The organism is Streptomyces sp. NPDC024687, from assembly GCF_055559055.1.
The window spans coordinates 720,087-740,166 of the sequence record NZ_JBVHLJ010000003.1 but is presented as its reverse complement, the minus strand read 5'-3'; the positions used below and the strand labels follow the sequence as shown (position 1 = coordinate 740,166).

13 protein-coding genes are annotated in these 20,080 nt (G+C 71.2%); 7 read left to right on the top strand and 6 right to left on the bottom strand.

Going from position 1 to position 20,080, the window contains the following annotated elements; all coding sequences use genetic code 11:
* Positions 1-263 precede the first annotated feature (263 nt).
* Positions 264-1,502: a L,D-transpeptidase gene (locus tag ACZ39I_RS15240; protein WP_467244872.1), complete on the bottom strand. Its 1,239-nt coding sequence runs from the start codon at positions 1,500-1,502 to the stop codon at positions 264-266.
* Between the two features lie 161 nt (positions 1,503-1,663).
* Complete coding sequence (locus tag ACZ39I_RS15235) at positions 1,664-2,896, bottom strand: L,D-transpeptidase (protein ID WP_467244871.1); 1,233 nt, start codon at positions 2,894-2,896, stop codon at positions 1,664-1,666.
* Positions 2,897-3,114: 218 nt separating this feature from the next.
* Here ACZ39I_RS15235 and glgX point away from each other — a divergent pair, with 218 nt between their 5' ends.
* Positions 3,115-5,349, top strand: coding sequence for a glycogen debranching protein GlgX (glgX, locus tag ACZ39I_RS15230; protein WP_467244870.1), 2,235 nt, complete (start codon positions 3,115-3,117; stop codon positions 5,347-5,349).
* 53 nt (positions 5,350-5,402) lie between these two features.
* Positions 5,403-6,809, top strand: coding sequence for a sulfatase family protein (locus tag ACZ39I_RS15225; protein ID WP_467244869.1), 1,407 nt, complete (start codon positions 5,403-5,405; stop codon positions 6,807-6,809).
* On the opposite strand, the gene ACZ39I_RS15220 is transcribed toward ACZ39I_RS15225, so the two are convergent.
* Genes ACZ39I_RS15220 through ACZ39I_RS15205 form a run of 4 tightly spaced genes read right to left on the bottom strand, consistent with a single transcriptional unit; the run spans position 6,806 to position 10,340 of the window.
* Positions 6,806-7,444: a response regulator gene (locus ACZ39I_RS15220; RefSeq protein WP_467244868.1), complete on the bottom strand. Its 639-nt coding sequence runs from the start codon at positions 7,442-7,444 to the stop codon at positions 6,806-6,808. The genes ACZ39I_RS15225 and ACZ39I_RS15220 overlap by 4 nt on opposite strands.
* Positions 7,434-8,678, bottom strand: coding sequence for a sensor histidine kinase (locus tag ACZ39I_RS15215; protein ID WP_467245122.1), 1,245 nt, complete (start codon positions 8,676-8,678; stop codon positions 7,434-7,436). The genes ACZ39I_RS15220 and ACZ39I_RS15215 overlap by 11 nt, the downstream gene beginning before the upstream one ends.
* 25 nt (positions 8,679-8,703) lie before the next feature.
* Positions 8,704-9,438, bottom strand: coding sequence for an ABC transporter permease (locus tag ACZ39I_RS15210; RefSeq protein ID WP_467244867.1), 735 nt, complete (start codon positions 9,436-9,438; stop codon positions 8,704-8,706).
* Entirely contained in the window at positions 9,435-10,340 is a 906-nt protein-coding gene (locus tag ACZ39I_RS15205) for an ABC transporter ATP-binding protein (RefSeq protein ID WP_467244865.1), read from the bottom strand. The genes ACZ39I_RS15210 and ACZ39I_RS15205 overlap by 4 nt, the downstream gene beginning before the upstream one ends.
* Positions 10,341-10,523: 183 nt before the next feature.
* On the opposite strand from ACZ39I_RS15205, the gene ACZ39I_RS15200 reads away from it, so the two are divergent.
* From ACZ39I_RS15200 to ACZ39I_RS15180, 5 genes are all read left to right on the top strand, one after another.
* Positions 10,524-12,320, top strand: a complete 1,797-nt coding sequence (locus tag ACZ39I_RS15200) for an ABC transporter ATP-binding protein (protein ID WP_467244864.1) — start codon at positions 10,524-10,526, stop codon at positions 12,318-12,320.
* Positions 12,317-14,179 carry an ABC transporter ATP-binding protein gene (locus ACZ39I_RS15195; protein ID WP_467244862.1) on the top strand — a complete coding sequence of 621 codons (1,863 nt, stop codon included), beginning with the start codon at positions 12,317-12,319 and terminating at the stop codon, positions 14,177-14,179. Before ACZ39I_RS15200 ends, ACZ39I_RS15195 begins: the two co-directional genes overlap by 4 nt.
* A 16-nt stretch (positions 14,180-14,195) precedes the next feature.
* On the top strand, positions 14,196-15,887 hold the full coding sequence (locus tag ACZ39I_RS15190) for an ABC transporter transmembrane domain-containing protein (protein WP_467244861.1): 1,692 nt from the start codon (positions 14,196-14,198) through the stop codon (positions 15,885-15,887).
* The gene (locus tag ACZ39I_RS15185) at positions 15,884-17,638 is read left to right on the top strand and encodes an ABC transporter ATP-binding protein (RefSeq protein WP_467244860.1); all 1,755 of its coding nucleotides are present in this window, start codon (positions 15,884-15,886) and stop codon (positions 17,636-17,638) included. Before ACZ39I_RS15190 ends, ACZ39I_RS15185 begins: the two co-directional genes overlap by 4 nt.
* Positions 17,639-17,892: 254 nt before the next feature.
* Positions 17,893-19,941, top strand: coding sequence for a M4 family metallopeptidase (locus ACZ39I_RS15180; protein WP_467244859.1), 2,049 nt, complete (start codon positions 17,893-17,895; stop codon positions 19,939-19,941).
* Positions 19,942-20,080 lie beyond the last annotated feature (139 nt).

Sequence of the window (20,080 nt, the reverse complement as noted above, 5' to 3'; positions counted from 1 at the left end):
GGGGTTGCCCCCAGGCCGACACAGCACGGCGACCAACGGTGACCGGCCCGGTGCGGTCGCTCACATCCGGCCGGGGGTCTGGGGGTTGCCCCCAGGCCGACACAGCACGGCGACCAACGGTGACCGGCCCGGTGCGGTCGCTCACATCCGGCCGGGGGTCTGGGGGTTGCCCCCAGACAGACACAGCACGGCGACCAACGGCAACGATCCCGGTGCCATACCCCACACCGGGACCGCGCAAGTCGTGCTTCAGAAGCCGCCGCTCACGCCTTCCACTTCTCCCACGACATGTTCCAGCCGTTGAGGCCGTTCCCCGGTGCGACCGTCGCGTCGTCGGAGTTCTTGACCACGACCACGTCGCCGATCATCGAGTGGTTGAAGAACCAGGCGGCCGGTACACCGCTGTCGTAACCGCCCTTGACGTCACGCAGGCCCACGCAGCCGTGGCTGGCGTTGTAGTTGCCGAAGGCGTCGCCGCCCCAGTAGTTGCCGTGGATGAAGGTGCCGGAGTCGGTGAGGCGGGCGGCGTGCGGGACGTCCTTGATGTCGTACTCGCCGCCGTAGCCGACCGTTTCGCCGTTCATCCGGGTCACCGCGAGCTTCTCGCTGATGACCATCTGGCCGTTCCAGGTGTCGTAGCCGGGCTTGCCGGTGGTGACCTTGAGGGTCTTGATGGTCCGGCCGTCCTGGGTGATCTTCATCGTGTGCTTCTCGGCGTCGACGACGGAGACCTGGTCGCGGCCGATGGTGAAGGAGACGGTCTTGTTCTGCTCGCCGTAGACGCCGTCGCGGCCCTCGACCCCGTTGAGGTTGAGGTCGACGGTGACCTTGGTGCCTTCCTTCCAGTACTTCTCGGGACGGAAGTCCAGGCGGTCGTTGCCGAACCAGTGGCCCTCGACGTCGACGGCCGGCGAGGTCTTGATCGTGATGGCCTTCTCGACGTCCTCGGGGCTGGTGATACCCCGGGTGAAGCGGACGGAGAACGGCATTCCCACACCGACCGTCGAGCCGTCCTCGGGCGTGAACGTGCCGATGAAGGTGTTCTTCGGGGTCAGGGTGGTGAAGCTGGAGTCCTCGGCGGCCGTGCGGCCCTCGGCGTCCTTCGCGACGGCGTGCACCGAGTACTTGGTGCCGGAGGCGAGATGGGTGGACGGCGTCCAGGAGGCGCCGTCAGCGGCTATCTTCCCGGCTATCGCGGTGCCCTTGGCGTCCTTGACCTGCACCTCGGTCAACTTGCCCTTGGCGGCGCCGACTTTCAGGGCACCGCTGGTGTCGACGGACTTCGCCCCGTCCTTCGGGGTGATCGAGACGACCGCCTCGGACTGCTTGGTCCCGGTGGCGGACGCGTTGCCCTTCTCGGCCTTGGAGTCACCGGAACCGGAATCCCCCCCGCCGCAGGCGGTGACGCCCAGCAGAAGAACGCCGAGTACCAGCGCCGACAATCCCTTGGCCCCGCGCCCCCGCGCGTCAACCGACGCCCCCGATATCGGTCGCACGTTCAAGTGTTTCTCCCCTCGAAGGGCCTGGTCAGGCCCGCTCCCCTACGCGTTCTACCGACGCGTCGGCGAATATTAACCGCAGACTTTTGAGCATCGTGTAAGTCCAAGGTCACCATTCCGTCCCAACTCCGAGGGAGAGTCGGGCCGGGCCGCCCCCTGCCCGGTTACTTCACCGCGCTGCCCGCCTTCCACTCCTTCCAGCCCATATTCCATCCCCCGAGGCCATTGTCGGGAGCGACCTTTTTGTCATTGCTGTGGACGACCTCGACGACGTCTCCGACGAGGCTGCGGTCGAAGAACCAGCCCGCGGGCGTGTCCGAACTGCCGCCCTTCACGTCCCTGAGGCCCACGCAGCCGTGGCTGACATTGACCCTGCCGGGGGCGGTGGGTGCCCAGTAGTTGCCGTGCAGGAAGGTGCCGGAGTCGGTCAGCCGCAGGGCGTGCGGGACGTCCGGGATGTCGTACTCGCCGCCGAAGCCGACCGTGCGGCTGTTCATGCGGGTCACTTCGAGCATCTCGGTGACGACCATCTTGCCGTTGTAGGTGGTCGTCTTCGGGGCGCCGGCGGTGATCGGCACGGTGGCGAGCAGTTCGCCGTCCCGTCTGACCTGCATGGTGTGCCGGGCCGCGTCGACGAGGGAGACCTGGCTGCGGCCGACGGTGAAGGAGAAGGTCCGGTCCTGCAGGCCGTAGACGCCGGACGCGCCCTCCACATCACGCAGTCGCAGCGCGACCGTCACGCGGGTGCCCGGCGTCCAGTAATGCTCGGGGCGGAAGTCGAGGCGGCCGTGGCCGAACCAGTGCGGGCGGATCTCGACGGGCGGCTTCGAGGTGACGTGTACGGCGCGTTCGACGGCGGCGCGGTCCTCGATCTCCCGGTTGAACTCCAGGGAGACGATCATCCCGGTGCCGACGGTGGAGCGGTTCTCCGGGCTGACGTACCCGACGAAGCGCTCCTCGGGGACGTAGGTGGTGAAGGTGGTGTGCCGGGCCGAGCGGCGGCCGCGGGCGTCGAGGGCGACCGCGTCGACGGTGTACTCGGCGGCCAGCGCCAGCTGTGCCTCGTCGGGCTCCCAGCGCAGGCCGTCGTCGGAGATGTGTCCGGGCACCGGGAAGTCCTGCGCGTCCTGGGACTTGACGACGGTGACCGACTCCAGGCGGCCGCTGGGCACCCGGACCCGCAGCCGCTCCTCGGGCGGCACGCCCTTGGTGCCGTCGTCGGGTACGACCCTGATCACGTCCTCGGGTGCGGGCGGCTTCCCGAACCCACCGACACCCCCGATCCCGCCGTCCCCGCCCGCCGTGCAACCGACGGCCCCGGCCAGCAGTCCCGCCCATGTCACTACGGCGGCCAGAGCGGCCCCTGCGCGCCGAGCGCGCCCATGTCCATGCCTCACGGGAACCCCAACGACCGGGGCCACCCAGGAGAAACGTCGGTGCGACCCACCCCTACGAGAAAACGCCCCGTAAAGTCCGACCACCACCCCGTCCAGGGAAACGTGAGTGCGAGGCGCGGGTTGGGCAGAACAGTGGGGAGAACGACGTGAGGGGTGCCGCGGCTGGGACGCCGTGCGCTCCTTTCCACCTCGTTCCACGAGCCGTGGGAGGCCGACCGGTGTCCAGCGCAGCCGAGCAGGAGGCGGTGACGGAAGCCGCCGAGGAGCGCCCCGCCGCGCTGGTGAACGGCGAGCGGCGGGGGGTACCGCCCGTGCCGGTGTGGCCCGGTGCGCCGACCCCGCTGGGCGCCCGGTTCCGGGTCGGCCCGGACGGGGTCGCGGGAACCAACTTCGCGCTGTGGGCGGGCGGCGCCGAGTCGGTGGAGCTGTGTCTGTTCGACGCGGACGGCAAGGAGACCCGGGCCCGGCTGACCGAGCTGACCCACGAGATCTGGCACGGCTTCGTCCCCGGCGTCATGCCCGGCCAGCGCTACGGCTTCCGGGTGCACGGCCGCTGGGACCCGTGGACCGGCGGCCGCTGGAACCCGGCCAAGCTGCTCCTCGACCCGTACGCCCGCGCGGTGGACGGCGACTTCAGCCTGCCGCCCGAGGTGTACGGCCATGTCCGCGACTGGCCCCAGCAGCAGGTCGCGGACACCGTACGGGACGACCGGGACTCGGCGCCGTACGTCCCGAAGGGCGTGGTCGTCCACGATGACGACGACTGGGCCGAGGACCGCCGCCCGAAGACCCCGTGGGCCGACTCGGTGATCTACGAGGTGCATGTGCGGGGGTTCACCGCGCTGCACCCCGGCATTCCCGAGGAACTGCGCGGGACGTACGCCGGGCTGGCGCACCCGGCCGCGATCGAGCACCTCGTGAAACTCGGCGTCACGGCCGTGGAGCTGCTCCCCGTCCACCAGTTCGCCCACGAGGACCATCTGCTGCGGCGCGGTCTCAAGAACTACTGGGGCTACAACTCCATCGGCTACTTCGCGCCCCACGCCACCTATGCCGCCTCCGGTACGACGGGCCAGCAGGTCGGCGAGTTCAAGCGCATGGTGCGCGCGCTGCACGCCGCCGGGATCGAGGTCATCCTCGACGTGGTCTACAACCACACGGCGGAGGCGGGCGAGCTGGGCCCCACGCTGTCCCTGAAGGGCATCGACAACCGCGGGTACTACAGGTTGCAGTCCGACGCCCGGCGCTACGCGGACTACACGGGCTGCGGCAACACCCTGCACGTGGTCCAGCCGCATGTGCTGCGGCTCATCACCGACTCCCTGCGCTACTGGGTGACGGAGATGGGCGTGGACGGCTTCCGCTTCGACCTGGCCGCCGCGCTGGCCCGTTCCATGCACGACGTCGACATGCTGTCCCCCTTCCTCGCGGTCATCGCCCAGGACCCGGTGCTTCGGCGCGTGAAGCTGATCGCCGAGCCGTGGGACGTGGGTTCCGGGGGCTACCAGGTGGGCGCCTTCCCGCCTCTGTGGACGGAGTGGAACGACCGCTATCGCAACGCCGTGCGCGACTTCTGGCGGGGCGCGCTGCCGGACGTACGGGACCTCGGCTACCGGCTGTCCGGCTCCAGCGACCTGTACGCGTGGGGCGGGCGGCGGCCGTACGCCTCGGTCAACTTCATCACCGCGCACGACGGTTTCACCCTGCGGGACCTGGTGTCGTACGAGAGGAAGCACAACGAGGCGAACGGCGAGGGCAACCGGGACGGCACGGACGACAACCGGGCGTGGAACTGCGGGACGGAGGGGGAGACGGACGACGAGCGCGTACGGGCCCTCAGGCGGCGGCAGTTGAGGAACCTGCTGACCACCCTCCTGCTGTCGACGGGTGTGCCGATGCTGGTCGCGGGCGACGAGCTGGGCCGCACCCAGCGCGGCAACAACAACGCCTACTGCCAGGACAACGAGATCAGCTGGGTGGACTGGGGGCTGCTGGAGGACCCCGGCTGGAAGGCCCTGTTCGACCTCACCGCCCGCCTGATCGACCTGCGTCACCGGCATCCGGTGCTCAGGCGCCGGGCGTTCTTCTCGGGCCTGGCGCACTCGGCGGACGGGCTGCGGGACCTGGCCTGGTTCACGGCCCGCGGCACGGAGATGACGGAACGGGACTGGTACGCGCCGGCCGCCACGCTCGGCATGTATCTGTCGGGGCGGGACATCCCCGGCCGGGACGAACGCGGCGCCCCGATCGTCGACGACAGCTTCCTCGCCGTCCTGCACGCCGGCGACCGCCCGGCGCCCTTCCTGCTGCCGGGGCCGCCGTGGGCGGAGCGGTACGAGGTGGTCGTCGACACGTCGAGGGAGGAACAGGGGGAGGCGCCGGGGGTGGTGCACCGGGCGGGGACGTCGATCACGATTCCGGCGCGGGCGGTGCTGTTGTTGCGGGTGCATTAACTCCCGGCTCGATCCCTGGCCATTGCACCGGCCCGCTGATCAGACTCGGTCGCATGCCCGAGATATCCCGCCGTGCCTTCGGTGGTCTCGTCGGCGGCGGCGCCGTGACCGCCGTCGCCGGTACGGCCACTGCCGCTGAAGCCGCCCCCGCCGAGCGCCCGTTCAGGGCCCGTGCCGCCTCCGGGTCCGGAAAGCGGCCCAACCTTCTGGTCATCCTCGGCGACGACCTCGGCTGGGCCGACCTCTCCTCGTACGGCGCCCCGCACATCAAAACGCCGAACCTGGACCGGCTGGCCCGGCAGGGGGTGCGGTTCACCGACGCCTACTCGGGGTCGGCGACCTGCTCGCCGACGCGGTTCAGTCTGTACACCGGGCGGTATCCGGGCCGTACGAAGGGCGGCCTCGCCGAACCGATCGCCAACAGGGCGCAGGGGCTCGACCCCAACCACCCGACGCTGGCCTCGCTGCTGAAGCAGGCCGGTTACGCCACCGCGCTCATCGGCAAGTGGCACTGCGGCTGGCTGCCCGACTACAGCCCGACCAAGTCGGGTTGGGACGAGTTCTTCGGCAACCACGGCGGCGTCCTGGAGTACTTCTCCAAGCTCGGGCAGCTCGGTGACTACGACCTCTACGAGGGCGACGCCGAGTACAAGGACCTGCGCTACTACACGCAGGTCCTGACCGAGCGGGCCGTGGAGTACGTGAGCCGCGACCATGACAGGCCGTGGCTGCTCAACCTCAACTTCACCACCCCGCACTGGCCGTGGCTCGCGGAGGGCGACGAGGAGACGGGTGCCGAGATCGCGGAGAAGATCCGCAGCGCCGGCAGCCAGGCCGAGGTGACCGCCGCGCTCCTGCACGACGACGGTGGCTCGGTCGCGAAGTACACCGAGATGGTCGAAAGCCTGGACGCGGCCGTCGGCGAGGTGCTCGCCGCGCTGCGCCGCTCCGGGCAGGAGGAGCACACGCTGGTGTACTTCGCCAGCGACAACGGCGGCGAGCGCTGGTCGTACCTGTGGCCACTGAGCGGCGAGAAGGCCTCCTTGTTGGAGGGCGGCGTCCGTGTCCCGACGATCGTGCGCTGGCCGCACCGCATCGACGGCAACCAGGTCAGCCACGAGCCGAACTTCTCCCCCGACTGGACGGCGACCTTCCTGGAGCTGGCCGGCGCCCGCCCCGACCCGGCGTACCCGCTGGACGGCAGGAGCCTGGCCGGGTACCTGCTGCGGAACGAACAGCTGCCGGAACGGGACCTGTTCTGGCGGGTCAGGGCCAACCGGGCGCTCAGGCGCGGACGCTGGAAGTACTACCAGGACGCGGCCGGCCAGGACCACCTCTACGACCTCGGCGCGGACCTGCGCGAACAGGCCGACCTGGCCCCGGACGCGCCGGAGTTGCTCGCGGAACTGAAGGCCGCATGGGAGAGGACGGCCGCCGGGCTGCTGCCGTATCCCGCTTAGCCGAGGATCCCCCGCTCGTACGCCGCGGCGACCGCCGCCGCGCGGTCCTTGACGGCCAGCTTGGCGTACAGGTGGGTGAGGTGGGTCTTCACGGTCGCCTCGCTGATGAACAGTTCACGGGCGATCTCGCGGTTGGACGTGCCCCTGGCGACCAGGGCCAGCACCTCGCGCTCCCGGGCGGACAGGGGCTCGTTGCCGGGGGTCCTGGGGGCGCGGACCGCCGAGACCAGTCGGGACGCCACGGCCGGGGAGAGCACCGTGCGGCCCTGCGCCGCGGCCCGCACGGCGGTGAACAGTTCGTCGCGCGGGGCGTCCTTGAGGAGGTAGCCGGTCGCTCCCGCCTCGATGGCGGGCAGGGTGTCGGAGTCCGTGTCGTACGTCGTCAGGACGAGGACCTTCGCGCGGGTCCGGGCGCGGGTCAGCTCGCGGATGGCGTCCACCCCGCCGCCGCCCGGCATCCGCAGGTCCATCAGGATCACGTCGGGGTCGAGCGCGGCGGCCCGCTCGACGGCCTCGACGCCGTTGGACGCCTCGCCGAGGACGGCGAATCCGGGCGCGGACGCGAACATGCCGCGCAGACCGTCCCGTACGACGGGATGGTCGTCGACGATCAGCACCGAGATGTCACCGGTCATGGCGGACCAACGGTACGCGAGCCGACAGCGCGGTGCCGTGGCCCGGTTCGGACTCGACGGTGAGGGAGCCCGCGACGCGTTCGGCGCGGGCCCGCATGCCGTCGAGTCCGAAGCCTCCGGTGCGGGTGCGGGCGGGCAGGGCGAGCGGGTCGAAGCCGACGCCGTCGTCGCGGATGTCGAGGATGACCTGGTCGCCCAGGAAGGTCAGGGTGACGCCGAGGCGGCCGGCCCGGGCGTGCCGGGAGGCGTTGGAGAGGGCCTCCTGGGCGATGCGCAGCAGGGTGGCCGCGATCTCCTCGTGGAGCTGCTGCGCGGTGCCGGTGGCGGTGAACTCGGCGCGCACACCGGTGCGTTCGCCCCAGTCGGTGACCGTCTGCTTCAGGGCTTCGGGGAGCCCGGCGTCGTCCAGGGCGACCGGGGCGAGGTTGTGCACCGAGCGGCGCGCCTCGCCGAGGCTGTGGCGGGCGAGGTCCATCGCCCGGTGGACGTGTGCGCGCGCCTGGTTCTCGTCGGGTGTGTTCGCGACGACCTGGAGCTGGGCGATGATCCCGGTCAGTCCCTGGGCGAGGGTGTCGTGGATCTCGGCGGCGAGCCGCCGGCGTTCGTCGGCGACGCCCGCTTCCCGTGCCTGGACGAGGAGTTGGGCGTGAAGGGCGGCGTTCTCGTCGAGCGCCTGTTGCAGGGCCTCGATCGTCGAGGTGCGCTCGCGGGAGCGCTGCTCCTCCTGCTCGGTGATGTGGGCGACCACCGACTGGAGGCCGAAGTTGGCGGCCAGGAGCGCGGCGAACCCGAGCCACTGGGCGGTGCTTTCCGGCATCAGCCCGCCGGCCTGCGCGCCCGCCACGGTGACCGCGCTGGCGAACAGTCCGAGCCGCCGCCACCGGCCCGGGATCAGCTCGTCGGCGTCCATGTAGCCGCTGGCCGCGAAGAACGCGAAGAACGGGTTGAGCCAGGTGAGGAGAAAGGCGATCGCCCAGCGGGCGGAGTAGTAGACGGTCCCGGCCGGGGAGGGGCTGCGGCCGCGGCGGACGCGGCGGTGCCGGGTGCCGTGCCACCACGTCTGGAGCAGGATCGCGGCGCCGACCAGGGCCCCGACGAGATACCAGTCGACGGGGCCGTCCATGATTCCCGCGGAGACGACCGCGAGGACGAGGCCCGTCCCGAGCAGTCCGTACGGCCCCCAGACGTGCAGCCGCTCCCAGTACCGGTCGATCCTGGCGTCCGACGCGTTCATCTGCCCAGTCTGCACGGCCTGTTCCTCACTCCCAGCGGAACCAGCGCGACGCGGCGGCCGTGAGCAGCACCGTCCATGCGACGAGGACGCCCAGGTGGGTCCAGCCCGGCCAGTCGCCGGCCGCGGCCCGGTTCAGTGCCTCGGCGGCCGCGCCGAACGGCGTGTACCCGACGATCCGGGCGAGGAGGTCCGGCATGGTCTGCACCGGCGCCCACACGCCCGCGCAGAACATCGACGGGAAGAACACGGCCGACCCGATGGCGCCGGCGACCTTCGTCGTGCGGGACAGGGCGGAGATGACCGCGCCGAGCGCGAGGGCGACCAGCACGGCCAGGACCAGCGCCAGCAGATATCCGGCGAGTTGCTCGGGCAGCCGTACGGCGAAGGCGAACCGTCCGACGAGGAGGGCGAGCAGCGCGGACGCCAGGGCGGCACCGCCGTAGACGGTCATCTGCGCGGTGAGCAGGGCGGACGGCCGGACGGGGGTCGTGGCCATGCGGCGCAGGATGCCGCGCTCGCGGTAGCCGGTGAGGGTCTGGGGCATGGACTGCAGACCGCCGACGATCAGGCCGAGGAGCACGGCCACCGGGACGTAGACGTCGACGGTCCTGAGGCCGCCGAGGTCGGGGTCGTGGTCCCGGAAGGACGGGATCGAGCCGAGGATCACCAGGAGCAGGGTCGGGAACAGCAGGATCCAGAAGAGCGCGCCGGGTTCGCGGCGGAAGAGACGGACCTCGGTCCGCAGTACGGCGGTGTTCATGCCGTGGCCTCCTGGGTCAGGTCGAGGAACGCGTCGTCGAGGGTGGCGTCGACGACGCGGAGCTGGGGGGCGGTGACGTGCCGGCGGGCGAGCAGGGTGATCACGGCGTTCACCGTCTCGTCGGTGCCGGACAGGGTGAGGTGGCCGTCCCGGTCCTCGATCGAGGCGAGGGCGGGCAGCGCGTTGAGCTCGTGCGCGTCGAGCGGGGCGGACGGCGTGAAGGTGATGACGGTGGCGCCCGCCGAGCGCCGGATGAGCCCGGCCGGGGTGTCCAGGGCGGCGACCCGGCCCTTGTCGATCACGGCGATCCGGTCGCAGAGCCGCTGCGCCTCCTCCATGAAGTGGGTGACGAGCAGGACGGTGACGCCGTTCGCGCGGACGTCCTCGATGAGTTCCCAGGTGTCGCGGCGGGCGCGCGGATCGAGGCCGGTGGTCAGCTCGTCGAGGACGACGACCCGGGGGTTGCCGACGAGGGCGAGCGCGATGAACAGGCGCTGCTTCTGGCCGCCGGAGAGCTTGCCGAACCCGGTGGTGAGCTTCTGGGCGAGCCCCAGGCGCTCGGCGAGGGGCCGCCAGTCGAGCGGCTTGTCGTGGAACGCGGTGTACAGCTCCAGGGCCTCACGGACGGTGAGCTTGGCCTGGAGTTCGCTCTCCTGGAGCTGGGCGCCGAGGACGCGGGCCACCCGCGCGTGGTCGGCGACGGGGTCGAGGCCGGTGACCCGGACGCGGCCCGCGTCGGGAGTGCGCAGACCCTCGACGCACTCGACGGTGGTGGTCTTGCCGGCGCCGTTCGGGCCAAGAATTCCAAAAATCTCGCCCTCCTCGACGGCGAAGGAGACACCGTCGACGACGGCCCGGCCGCCGTAGGACTTGCGCAGTTCGCTGACTTCGATGACGGACATGGCCCCAGCGTCCCGGGCCGGACCCCGCCGCCACATCGCCCGTCGCGCTCGACCCGGCATCAACCGATCGGTGGATGCGGCCGTACGACCCCTCGAACATGCAGGTCGTAGGACCAGCGGCCGATCCAGGTCCGGCCAAAACCAGGTGGGCGTTGTCAGTGCCGATCCGTAGGCTCGCTGTTGATGTCCCTCACACATGCAACCACCAAGAACCGATCGGCCGTGAGGTCCCTGCTGCGCCTGTGGCCGTACGTCCGCCCGGTCCGCGCGCGGCTGTTGACCGCCGCGGTCGTGGCGATCCTCGCCTCCTGCACGGGGCTGGTGATCCCGCTCGTCCTGAAGTGGATGGTGGACGGCCCGGTCGCCGACGGGGACACGGCGGGCGTATGGCGCGGGGCGCTGTACCTGCTCCTGCTCGGGTTCGCGGAAGCACTGCTGTTCGGGCTGCGGCGGTGGCTGGTGGCGAGACCGCTCTCCCACGTGGAGGCGGAGATGCGGGCGGGACTGTACCGGCACCTCCAGCGCCTCCCGGTGGCCTTCCACGACCGCTGGGCGTCCGGCCAGCTGCTGTCCCGGGCCACCACCGACCTCATGCTCCTGCGGATGTTCCTGGCCTTCCCGCTGACCTTCCTGCTGGTCAACGCGGTGACGATCATCGTCGGCGTGACCATCATGCTGCTCCAGGACTGGACGCTGGGGCTGGTGATCCTGGGTCCGGCCATCCCCGTGATGATCACGTGCGTGGTCTTCGAGAAGCGGTACCACCGGGTGGCGCGGCTCGCCCAGGACCAGGTCGGCGACCTCACGACGGTCGTCGAGGAGAGCGTGCTCGGCATCCGCATCATCAAGGGGTTCGGACGACACCGGTCGCAGGCGCGGGCGTTCCGCGAGCTGACCGGGAAGCTGCGGGGAACCGAGCTGCACAAGGCGCGGCTGCTGGCCACGATCTGGGGCGTGATCACCACCCTGCCCGAGGTGGCCATCGGGGCCGCGCTGGTTCTGGGCTGCGTGCAGGTGGCCGACGGGGACTTGTCGGCGGGCACGTTGGTGGCCTTCCTGTCGACGGCACTCGCGCTCAGGTGGCCGGTGGAGTCCATCGGCTTCCTCCTGGCGATGACCCAGGAGGCGGTGACGGCGACGGAGCGCTATTTCGAGGTGATCGATGAAGCACCGGAGCAGGAAACCTACTCAAGGGGCGCGGGGAACGGCGCGACCAGCCCCCACCGGCCGTCAGCCGACAACGATGGCCTCCGGTTCCGAAACGTCCGGTTCCGCTACCCCGACGCCCCCGAGGACTCCCCACCCATCCTCGACCTCATCGACCTCCACATCCGCCCCGGCGAATCCATGGCCCTGGTCGGCACGACGGGCAGCGGCAAGACGACCCTCACCGCCCTCGTCCCCCGCCTCCACGAGGTGACATCCGGCCACATCACCCTGGACGGCGAGGACATCACCGCGATGCCGAGGGAAACGCTGCGCGCCCTCGTCGCCGTCGCCTTCGAGGAGCCCACCCTCTTCTCGGCCAGCGTCAAGGACAACGTCCTGCTGGGCATGGACGAACAGGAACTGGACCGCGCCCTCGCCGTGGCGCAGGCCGACTTCGCGCACGCCCTCCCCCACGGCACCGACACCCGGGTCGGCGAGCAGGGCCTCAGCCTCTCCGGCGGCCAGCGCCAGCGCCTCGCCCTCGCGCGGGCCGTGGTCGGCAAGCCCCGGTTCCTCGTCCTCGACGACCCCCTGTCCGCGCTGGACGTGCACACCGAGGCCGCCGTCGAGGCGGCGCTCCGAGACGTACTGGCAGACACCACCGCCCTCATCGTGGCCCACCGCCCCTCGACGGTGCTGCTCGCCGACCGGGTCGCGCTGCTGTCCGACGGCCGTATCACCGCCGTGGGCACCCACCACGAACTGCTGCGCACGAACGCCGAGTACGCCCACCTCATGTCCGGTACCGGGGAAGCGGAGGACGACCGATGACGGCCCCCACCACCAACGCCCCCACGGCGGACGACGAGCCGGAAGCGAGCCGCCGCGAGGACGCGGTGGACGCCTTCGACCACGACGTCCTGCCCACTCCCCCGCGCGCCACCTCCCTCCTGCTGCGCTCCCTGCTCGCCCCGATGCGGGCGCGTGTCACCCTCACCACGTTCCTGCTGCTGCTCCAGCAGGCGGCCGTGCAGGCGGGTCCGCTGCTGGTGGCGTACGCCATCGACCGCGCGGTGCCCGCGTTCCGGGACCACGACAACGGTCCGCTGATCGCGGTCGGCGCCGGCTATCTGCTGTGCTCGCTGGCCTCCGGCGGGCTCCAGTACGCGTTCATCCTGGCCTCCGCGCGCGTCAACCAGGACGTGCTGCTCGACCTGCGCGGCCGGATCTTCCGCCATGCGCAGGCGCTGAGCATCGACTTCCACGAGCGCTACACCTCGGGCCGGCTGATCTCCCGCTCGACGACGGACGTGGAGTCGTTGCGCGAACTGCTCAACGAGGGGCTTCAGGAGCTCGTCACCGTCATCCTGTCCTTCCTCTACATCTCCGCCCTGCTGCTCTGGCTGGACCTCGGGCTCGGCGCGGTCGCGGTGGCGTCGTTCGTGCCGCTGTACCTGCTGGTGCGGGTCTACCGGCAGCGCGCGGGCCGGGTGTACCGGAAGCGGTCGACCGCGATCGCCACCGTGATCGTGAAGTTCGTGGAGACGATGAACGGCATCCGGCCGGTGCGGGCGTTCCGTCGCGAAGCGGCCAACGACGCCGAGTTCGCCGTACTGAACAAGCGGCACGAGCGGGTCAACGGCGACGCGCTCCTGGAGATGGCCCGCTATGTCGTCGGGTCCCGGCTGGTCGCCAACACGGCCGTGGCCGGGATCGTGCTGTGGGGTGCCTACCGGGTGGCGCAGGACTCGCTGGAGCTGGGTGTACTGGCGGCTGCGGTGCTGTATCTGCGGCGGCTGTACGACCCGATCGACCGGCTCGGGATGTTCCTGAACTCCTACCAGTCGGCGGCGGCCTCCCTGGAGAAGATCGCGGGCCTGCTCGCCCAGACCCCGACCGTGCCCGAGCCCTCGACGCCCAGGCAGCTGCCGGCACTGGAATCCGCGGACCGCCCCGGCCGTGAGGTCGTCTTCGAGGGGGTCTCGTTCGCCTACCGCACCGGCGGCGAGGTGCTGCCCCGCTTCGACCTCACGCTCCCCGCCGGACAGACCGTCGCGGTGGTCGGCTCGACCGGCGCCGGGAAGTCGACGCTCGCCAAACTCCTCGCCCGTTTCTACGACCCCTCGCAGGGCCGCGTCCTCCTGGACGGCGTGGACCTGCGCGAGCTGGCCGTGCCCGAACTGCGGCGCGGGGTGGTCATGGTGACGCAGGAGGCGTTCCTGTTCTCCGGCACGGTCGCCGAGAACATCGCGATCGGCAGGCCGGACGCCACCCGCGAGGAGATCGAGCAGGCGGCGAAGGCGATCGGCGCGCACGACTTCATCAGCGCGCTGCCCGACGGGTATGACACGGACGTACGCAAGCGCGGCGGCCGCATCTCGGCGGGTCAGCGTCAACTCGTGGCGTTCGCGCGGGCGTTGCTCGCCGATCCGGCGGTGCTGATCCTGGACGAGGCGACCAGTTCCCTCGACATCCCGGGCGAGCGGGCGGTGCAGCGGGCGATGGCGACGGTCCTCAAGGGCCGTACGGCCGTGGTGATCGCGCACCGGCTGTCGACCGTGGCGATCGCCGACCGGGTGCTGGTCATGGAGCACGGCAGGATCGTCGAGGACGGCACACCGGCCGAACTCGTCGCGGGCACGGGCCGGTTCGCGGATCTGCACCGGGCGTGGCGGGACAGTCTGGCGTGAGCGACCAGGGGGACGTGTGATCGACGCGTACGAGGACCCGGGTACGCCCGATGTCCGGGGCGGCTGGCGGTATCTGTGGTGGCTGGTGCGCTGCCAGCCGGGGCGGTCGGTGGCCGGGGCGCTGCTGGGCAGCACCTGGATGGTGCTGCTGGCGGCGACGCCGTATCTGATGGCGAAGGCGATCGACGAGGGGCTGGAGCCGGGGAACTGGGCGGCGCTGGCCGGCTGGAGCTGCGCGCTGTTCGTGGTCGGTTCGTTCAACGCCTGGCTGAGCATCATGCGGCACCGCACGATGACCCGGGTACGGATGGACGCCAACTTCCGCACCGTCAAGGTGGTCGTCGGGCAGGCGGTCCGCCTCGGCGCCGCACTCTCCCGCCGCACCGGGGCCGGTGAGGTCGTCACGATCGGGGTGGGCGACGTGCAGACGATCGCGGGCGCCCTGACCGTCGTCGGCCCGGGCGTCGGAGCCTGTGTCGCCTATCTGACGGTCGCCGCCCTGCTGGTCTCGGTCTCCCCGGTCCTCGCGACCGTGGTCCTCCTCGGCATCCCGGCGATCGTCCTCCTGGTGGGCCCCTTCCTGTCCCGCCTCCAAGGTGCCGAGAGGGAGTACCGCGACCGCCAGGGTGTCCTCACCGCCCGTATAGCCGACCTCGCGGGCGGTCTGCAGGTCCTCAACGGCCTGGGTGGCAAGGGCCTGGTCGCCGAGGCCTTCCACCGCGACAGCCGGCACCTGCAGGCGCAGGGCTACCGGGTCGGCGCGGTCACCAGCTGGGTCCAGGCCCTCGGCGTGGGCCTGCCCACCCTGTTCCTCGCCGTCGTCACCTGGCTCGCGGCCCGCCTGGCCGCCCAGGGGGACATCACCGTGGGCGAGTTGGTGGCGGTGTACGGCTATGTCGCGGTCCTGGTGGGGCCGGTGGCGTTCTGGGTGGAGTGCGGGTACCAACTGAGCCGGGGCGTGGTGGCGGCGCGGAGGGTCGTCGCCTTCCTGCGCCTGGAGCCGCTGGAGGACCGGGGCACGCGGGACGCACCGGCGGAGCCGTCGGTGCTGCACGACCCGGAGTCGGGCGTACGCATCCTCCCGGGCCGCCTCACGGCGCTGGCCTCGGCCCACCCCGCGGACACGGCGGCCGTGCTGGACCGGGTGGCCCGCTACACGCCGTCGCAGGCGACCTGGGCCGGAGTCCCCCTCGACGAGATCCGGTTGCCCCACATCAGAGAGCACATCCTGATGGCGGACCACGAGGCGGACCTGTTCGCGGGCACCCTTCGCGAGGTGATCATGGATGGGGACCGCGACCCCGCGGCCGCCCTGCACGCGGCCGTGGCGGACGACATCGTCCAAGGCCTCCCGGACGGCCTCGACTCACCGATCGACGCCCAGGCCCGCAACCTCTCGGGCGGTCAGCGCCAACGGGTCCGGCTGGTGAGGGCCCTGCTCGCCGACCCGCAGGTCCTGCTCGCCACCGAACCCACCTCCGCCCTGGACGCCCACACGGAAGCCCTCGTGGCCGAGCGCCTGCGCGAGGCCCGTAAAGGCCGCACCACGGCCGTCACCACCACCTCGCCCCTCGTCCTCGACCACGCCGACACGGTCCTGTACCTGGTCGACGGCAAACTCGCGGCGACCGGCACCCATCAGCAACTGCTCGCGACGGAACCGGGATACCGCGCCCTGGTCGCCCGGGACGTGGAGGTCATGAAGTGAGCAGAGGCCATCTGCCGGTCGCCGATCAGGCCACCGTGCGGCGCGCGTCCGCCCGGCTGATCCGCGAGGACGCCCGCGCCTTCACCGCCGTCCTCGCCCTGAACGCGCTCGCCGCCGTCACCGGCCTCGCCGGTCCGTGGCTGCTCGGCCGGATCATCGACGAGGTGCGCGCAGGTGAGGGCGTGGGCGCGGTGGACCGGCTCTCCCTCGTCCTCGTGGGGTGCGCGGGCACCCAGCTCCTGCTGGCCCGCTGGGCCCGCTATGTCGGCCACCGCTTCGGCGAACGCACTCTGGCCCGGGTCCGCGAGGAGTTCGTGGACCGTACGCTCGCGCTGCCGGCCTCCGTCGTGGAACGCGCCGGCACCGGTGACCTGACCGCCCGCGGCACCGCCGATGTCGCCACCGTCGGCACCACGCTCCGCGACGCGGGCCCCGAACTGCTCATCAACTCGGTGCAGTTCGTGTTCCTGCTCGCCGCGGTGTTCGTCCTGGACCCGCTGCTCGGCGCGGTCGGCGTGTTCGGTCTGCTGCCCATCTGGTTCGTCCTGCGCTGGTATCTGCGCCGGGCCAGGGACGGCTATCTGGCCGAGGGCGAGGCCACCTCCGACGTCGCCGAGATCCTCGCGGCCACCGCGTCCGGCGCCCGCACGGTCGAGGCGCTGCGCCTCGAGGAGCGGCGCGTCCGGGCGAGCCGGGAGGCCCTGGACACGTCCCGCCGCACCCGGCTGTACACCCTCTACCTGCGCAGTGTGTTCTTCCCGGTGGTGGAGGTGGCCTACATCCTGCCCGTGGCCGGTGTGCTCCTGGTCGGCGGAATGCTGCACGCGCGGGGCCTGATGAGCCTGGGCTCGGTCGTGGCGGCCGCCCTGTATCTGCAGCAACTGGTCACTCCGCTCGACCAGATCCTCGTACGGGTCGAGCAACTCCAGTCCAGTGGCGCCTCGTTCGCCCGCGTCGAGGGTCTCGCCGCGGCCCCGCGGGCCGACTCCGAGGACTCCCCCGTCCCTGCCGACGACCGCATCGACGTGACCGGCGTGCGCTACTCCTACGGCCGCGGCGGCGAGGTCCTGCATGGCGTCGACCTGACCGTGCGCCCCGGTGAACGGCTCGCGGTGGTCGGCCCGTCCGGCGCCGGGAAGACCACCCTGAGCAGGCTCCTCGCGGGCGTCGACGCGCCGACTTCCGGATCGGTGACCGTCGGCGGGGTCCCCGTCGTGGGCCTGGGCCCCGAGCAGCTGCGCCGCCAGGTCGTCCTGGTCACCCAGGAGCACCACGTCTTCCTGGGCACGGTCCGCGACAACCTCCTCATCGCCGAACCCGGTGCCGGGGACGAGGAGTTGTGGGCCGCCCTGACCGCCGTGGGGGCCGAGGGCTGGGTGCGGGAGCTGCCCGAGGGGCTCGACACGGCGCTCGGCCAGGACGGTCACCGTGCGGACGGCTCGCAGGCGCAGCAACTGGCCCTGGCCCGGGTGGTGCTGGCGGACCCGCACACCCTGATCCTCGACGAGGCGACCGCGCTCCTCGATCCCACGACCGCGCGGCACACCGAGCGTGCCCTGGGCGCCGTACTCGCAGGGCGCACGGTCATCGCCATCGCGCACCGGCTGCACACCGCGCACGACGCGGACCGGGTGGCGGTGATGGAGAACGGCAGGCTGACCGAGCTCGGCACGCATGAGGAGCTGGTGGCGGCGGACGGGGCGTACGCGGCGCTGTGGGGGTCGTGGCACGGAGGGCCGGGCGGGAGCTGATCCCACGGGACCGTATATCGAACATGAACTACCGGACAACGAACCGTTTTTGGCCAACTTCCTGACGCGCTCCTGACAGTACGGGCTTTCCGGTGCCACTCTTCCCACGGCCGCCTCACAGCAACCTCACAGATGTCTCGCTGTGTTCCGATCCTCGGCCGCCTGCACCTCGTTCCGCGTACCGCCCGGACGGTCGACCCACCGTCCGGTCTCCCCTGGCCGCGTGATCCGCGGCCGCGCAGAAGGAGTCAGTGTTGAGAGACAGGTCCTCCCACAGACGCACCCCCCACACCCTGCACCGCAAGGCCGCCGCCGTGGCCCTCGTCGGTGTGTCCGCCCTGATCGCCGCGGCTGTCCAGTCGGGCGCCGCCACCGCAGCCCCGGCGAAGGCACCGTCGGCCGCGGGCAAGGTGATCCCGGGCGCCGAGTCCCTCAAGCTCACCCCCGCCCAGCGCGCCGAGCTGATACGCGAGGCGAACGCCACCAAGGCGGACACCGCCAAGGACCTCGGCCTCGGCGCCAAGGAGAAGCTGGTCGTCCGTGACGTCGTCAAGGACGGCAACGGCACGCTCCACACCCGCTACGAGCGCACCTACGACGGTCTGCCCGTCCTCGGCGGCGACCTCGTCGTGGAGACGGCGAAGTCCGGTGCGACCGAGGGTGTCGTCAAGGCGACCGCCAAGGCCATCAAGCCGGCCACCACGACTGCGGCCCTGCCCGCCGCCAAGGCCGAGAAGCAGGCGCTCACGCTCGCGAAGGCAGCCGGCGCCGACAAGGCCGACACCAACCGAGCCCCGCGCAAGGTGATCTGGGCCGGCAGCGGCACCCCGACCCTGGCGTACGAGACGGTCGTCGGCGGCCTCCAGGAGGACGGCACTCCGAACGAGCTGCACGTCGTCACGGACGCGGCGACCGGCGCGAAGCTCTACGAGTACCAGGGCGTCGAGACCGGCACCGGCAACACCACGTACAGCGGCACGGTCACCCTCGGCACCACCCAGTCCGGGTCGACGTACAACCTCACCGACGGGGCGCGCGGCGGCCACAAGACGTACAACCTCAACCGCGGCACCTCCGGCACCGGCACCCTCTTCTCGGGCCCCGACGACGTCTGGGGCAACGGCAGCTCCTCCAACGCCGAGACGGCCGGCGCGGACGCGCACTACGGTGCCGCGCTCACGTGGGACTACTACAAGAACGTGCAGGGGCGTTCGGGTATCCGCGGCGACGGGGTGGGCGCGTACTCCCGGGTCCACTACGGCAACAACTACGTCAACGCGTTCTGGTCGGACAGCTGCTTCTGCATGACGTACGGCGACGGGTCGGGCAACACCCACCCGCTGACGGCGATCGACGTGGCCGGCCACGAGATGACCCACGGCGTCACGTCGAACACCGCGGGGCTCAACTACTCGGGCGAGTCCGGCGGGCTGAACGAGGCGACCTCCGACATCTTCGGCACGGCCGTCGAGTTCTACGCCAACAACTCCGCCGACATCGGTGATTACCTCATCGGCGAGGAGATCGACATCAACGGCGACGGCACGCCGCTGCGTTACATGGACAAGCCGAGCAAGGACGGCGCGTCGAAGGACAGTTGGTACTCGGGGATCGGGTCGGTGGACGTCCACTACTCGTCCGGCCCCGCGAACCACTTCTTCTACCTCCTGTCGGAGGGCAGCGGCACCAAGACCATCAACGGTGTCACCTACAACTCCCCGACCTCGGACGGGCTCCCGGTCACCGGCATCGGCCGGGACAAGGCGGAGAAGATCTGGTTCCGCGCCCTGACCACGAAGTTCACGACCACGACCAACTACGCGGGCGCCCGCACCGGCACCCTCGCGGCGGCGGGTGAGCTGTACGGCACGACGAGCGCCGAGTACACGGCCGTGGCGAACGCCTGGGCGGGCGTGGCGGTCGGCTCGCGTCCCGGCGGTGGCGGCGGTGGCGGCACCTCGTTCGAGTCGACCACCGACGTATCGATTCCGGACAACGGGGGGGCGGTCAATTCGCCTATCACCGTCTCAGGGCGTACGGGCAACGCGCCCTCCAACCTCGCGGTCGCGGTCGACATCGTGCACACCTACATCGGTGACCTCCGGGTGCAGCTGATCGCCCCCGACGGCACGGCGTACACGCTGAAGGCGTACGGCACCGGCGGCAGCACCGACAACCTCGACACCACGTACACGGTGAACGCATCGTCCGAGGTCGCCAACGGGACCTGGCAGTTGCGGGTCCAGGACAACGCGGCCCAGGACACCGGCTACATCAACGGCTGGAAGCTGACCTTCCCGTAGGTCCGCGACCCTCAAGTCAGGGCGCCGTCCCGGTGGTTCGAATCCCCGGGGCGGCGCCCTCTTTTTGCCTTCCCATGACCGATGGCTTGTTGGGGCTTTGCCCAGGTCAACGCGGTTTACATGCCTGCAATGTTCATCC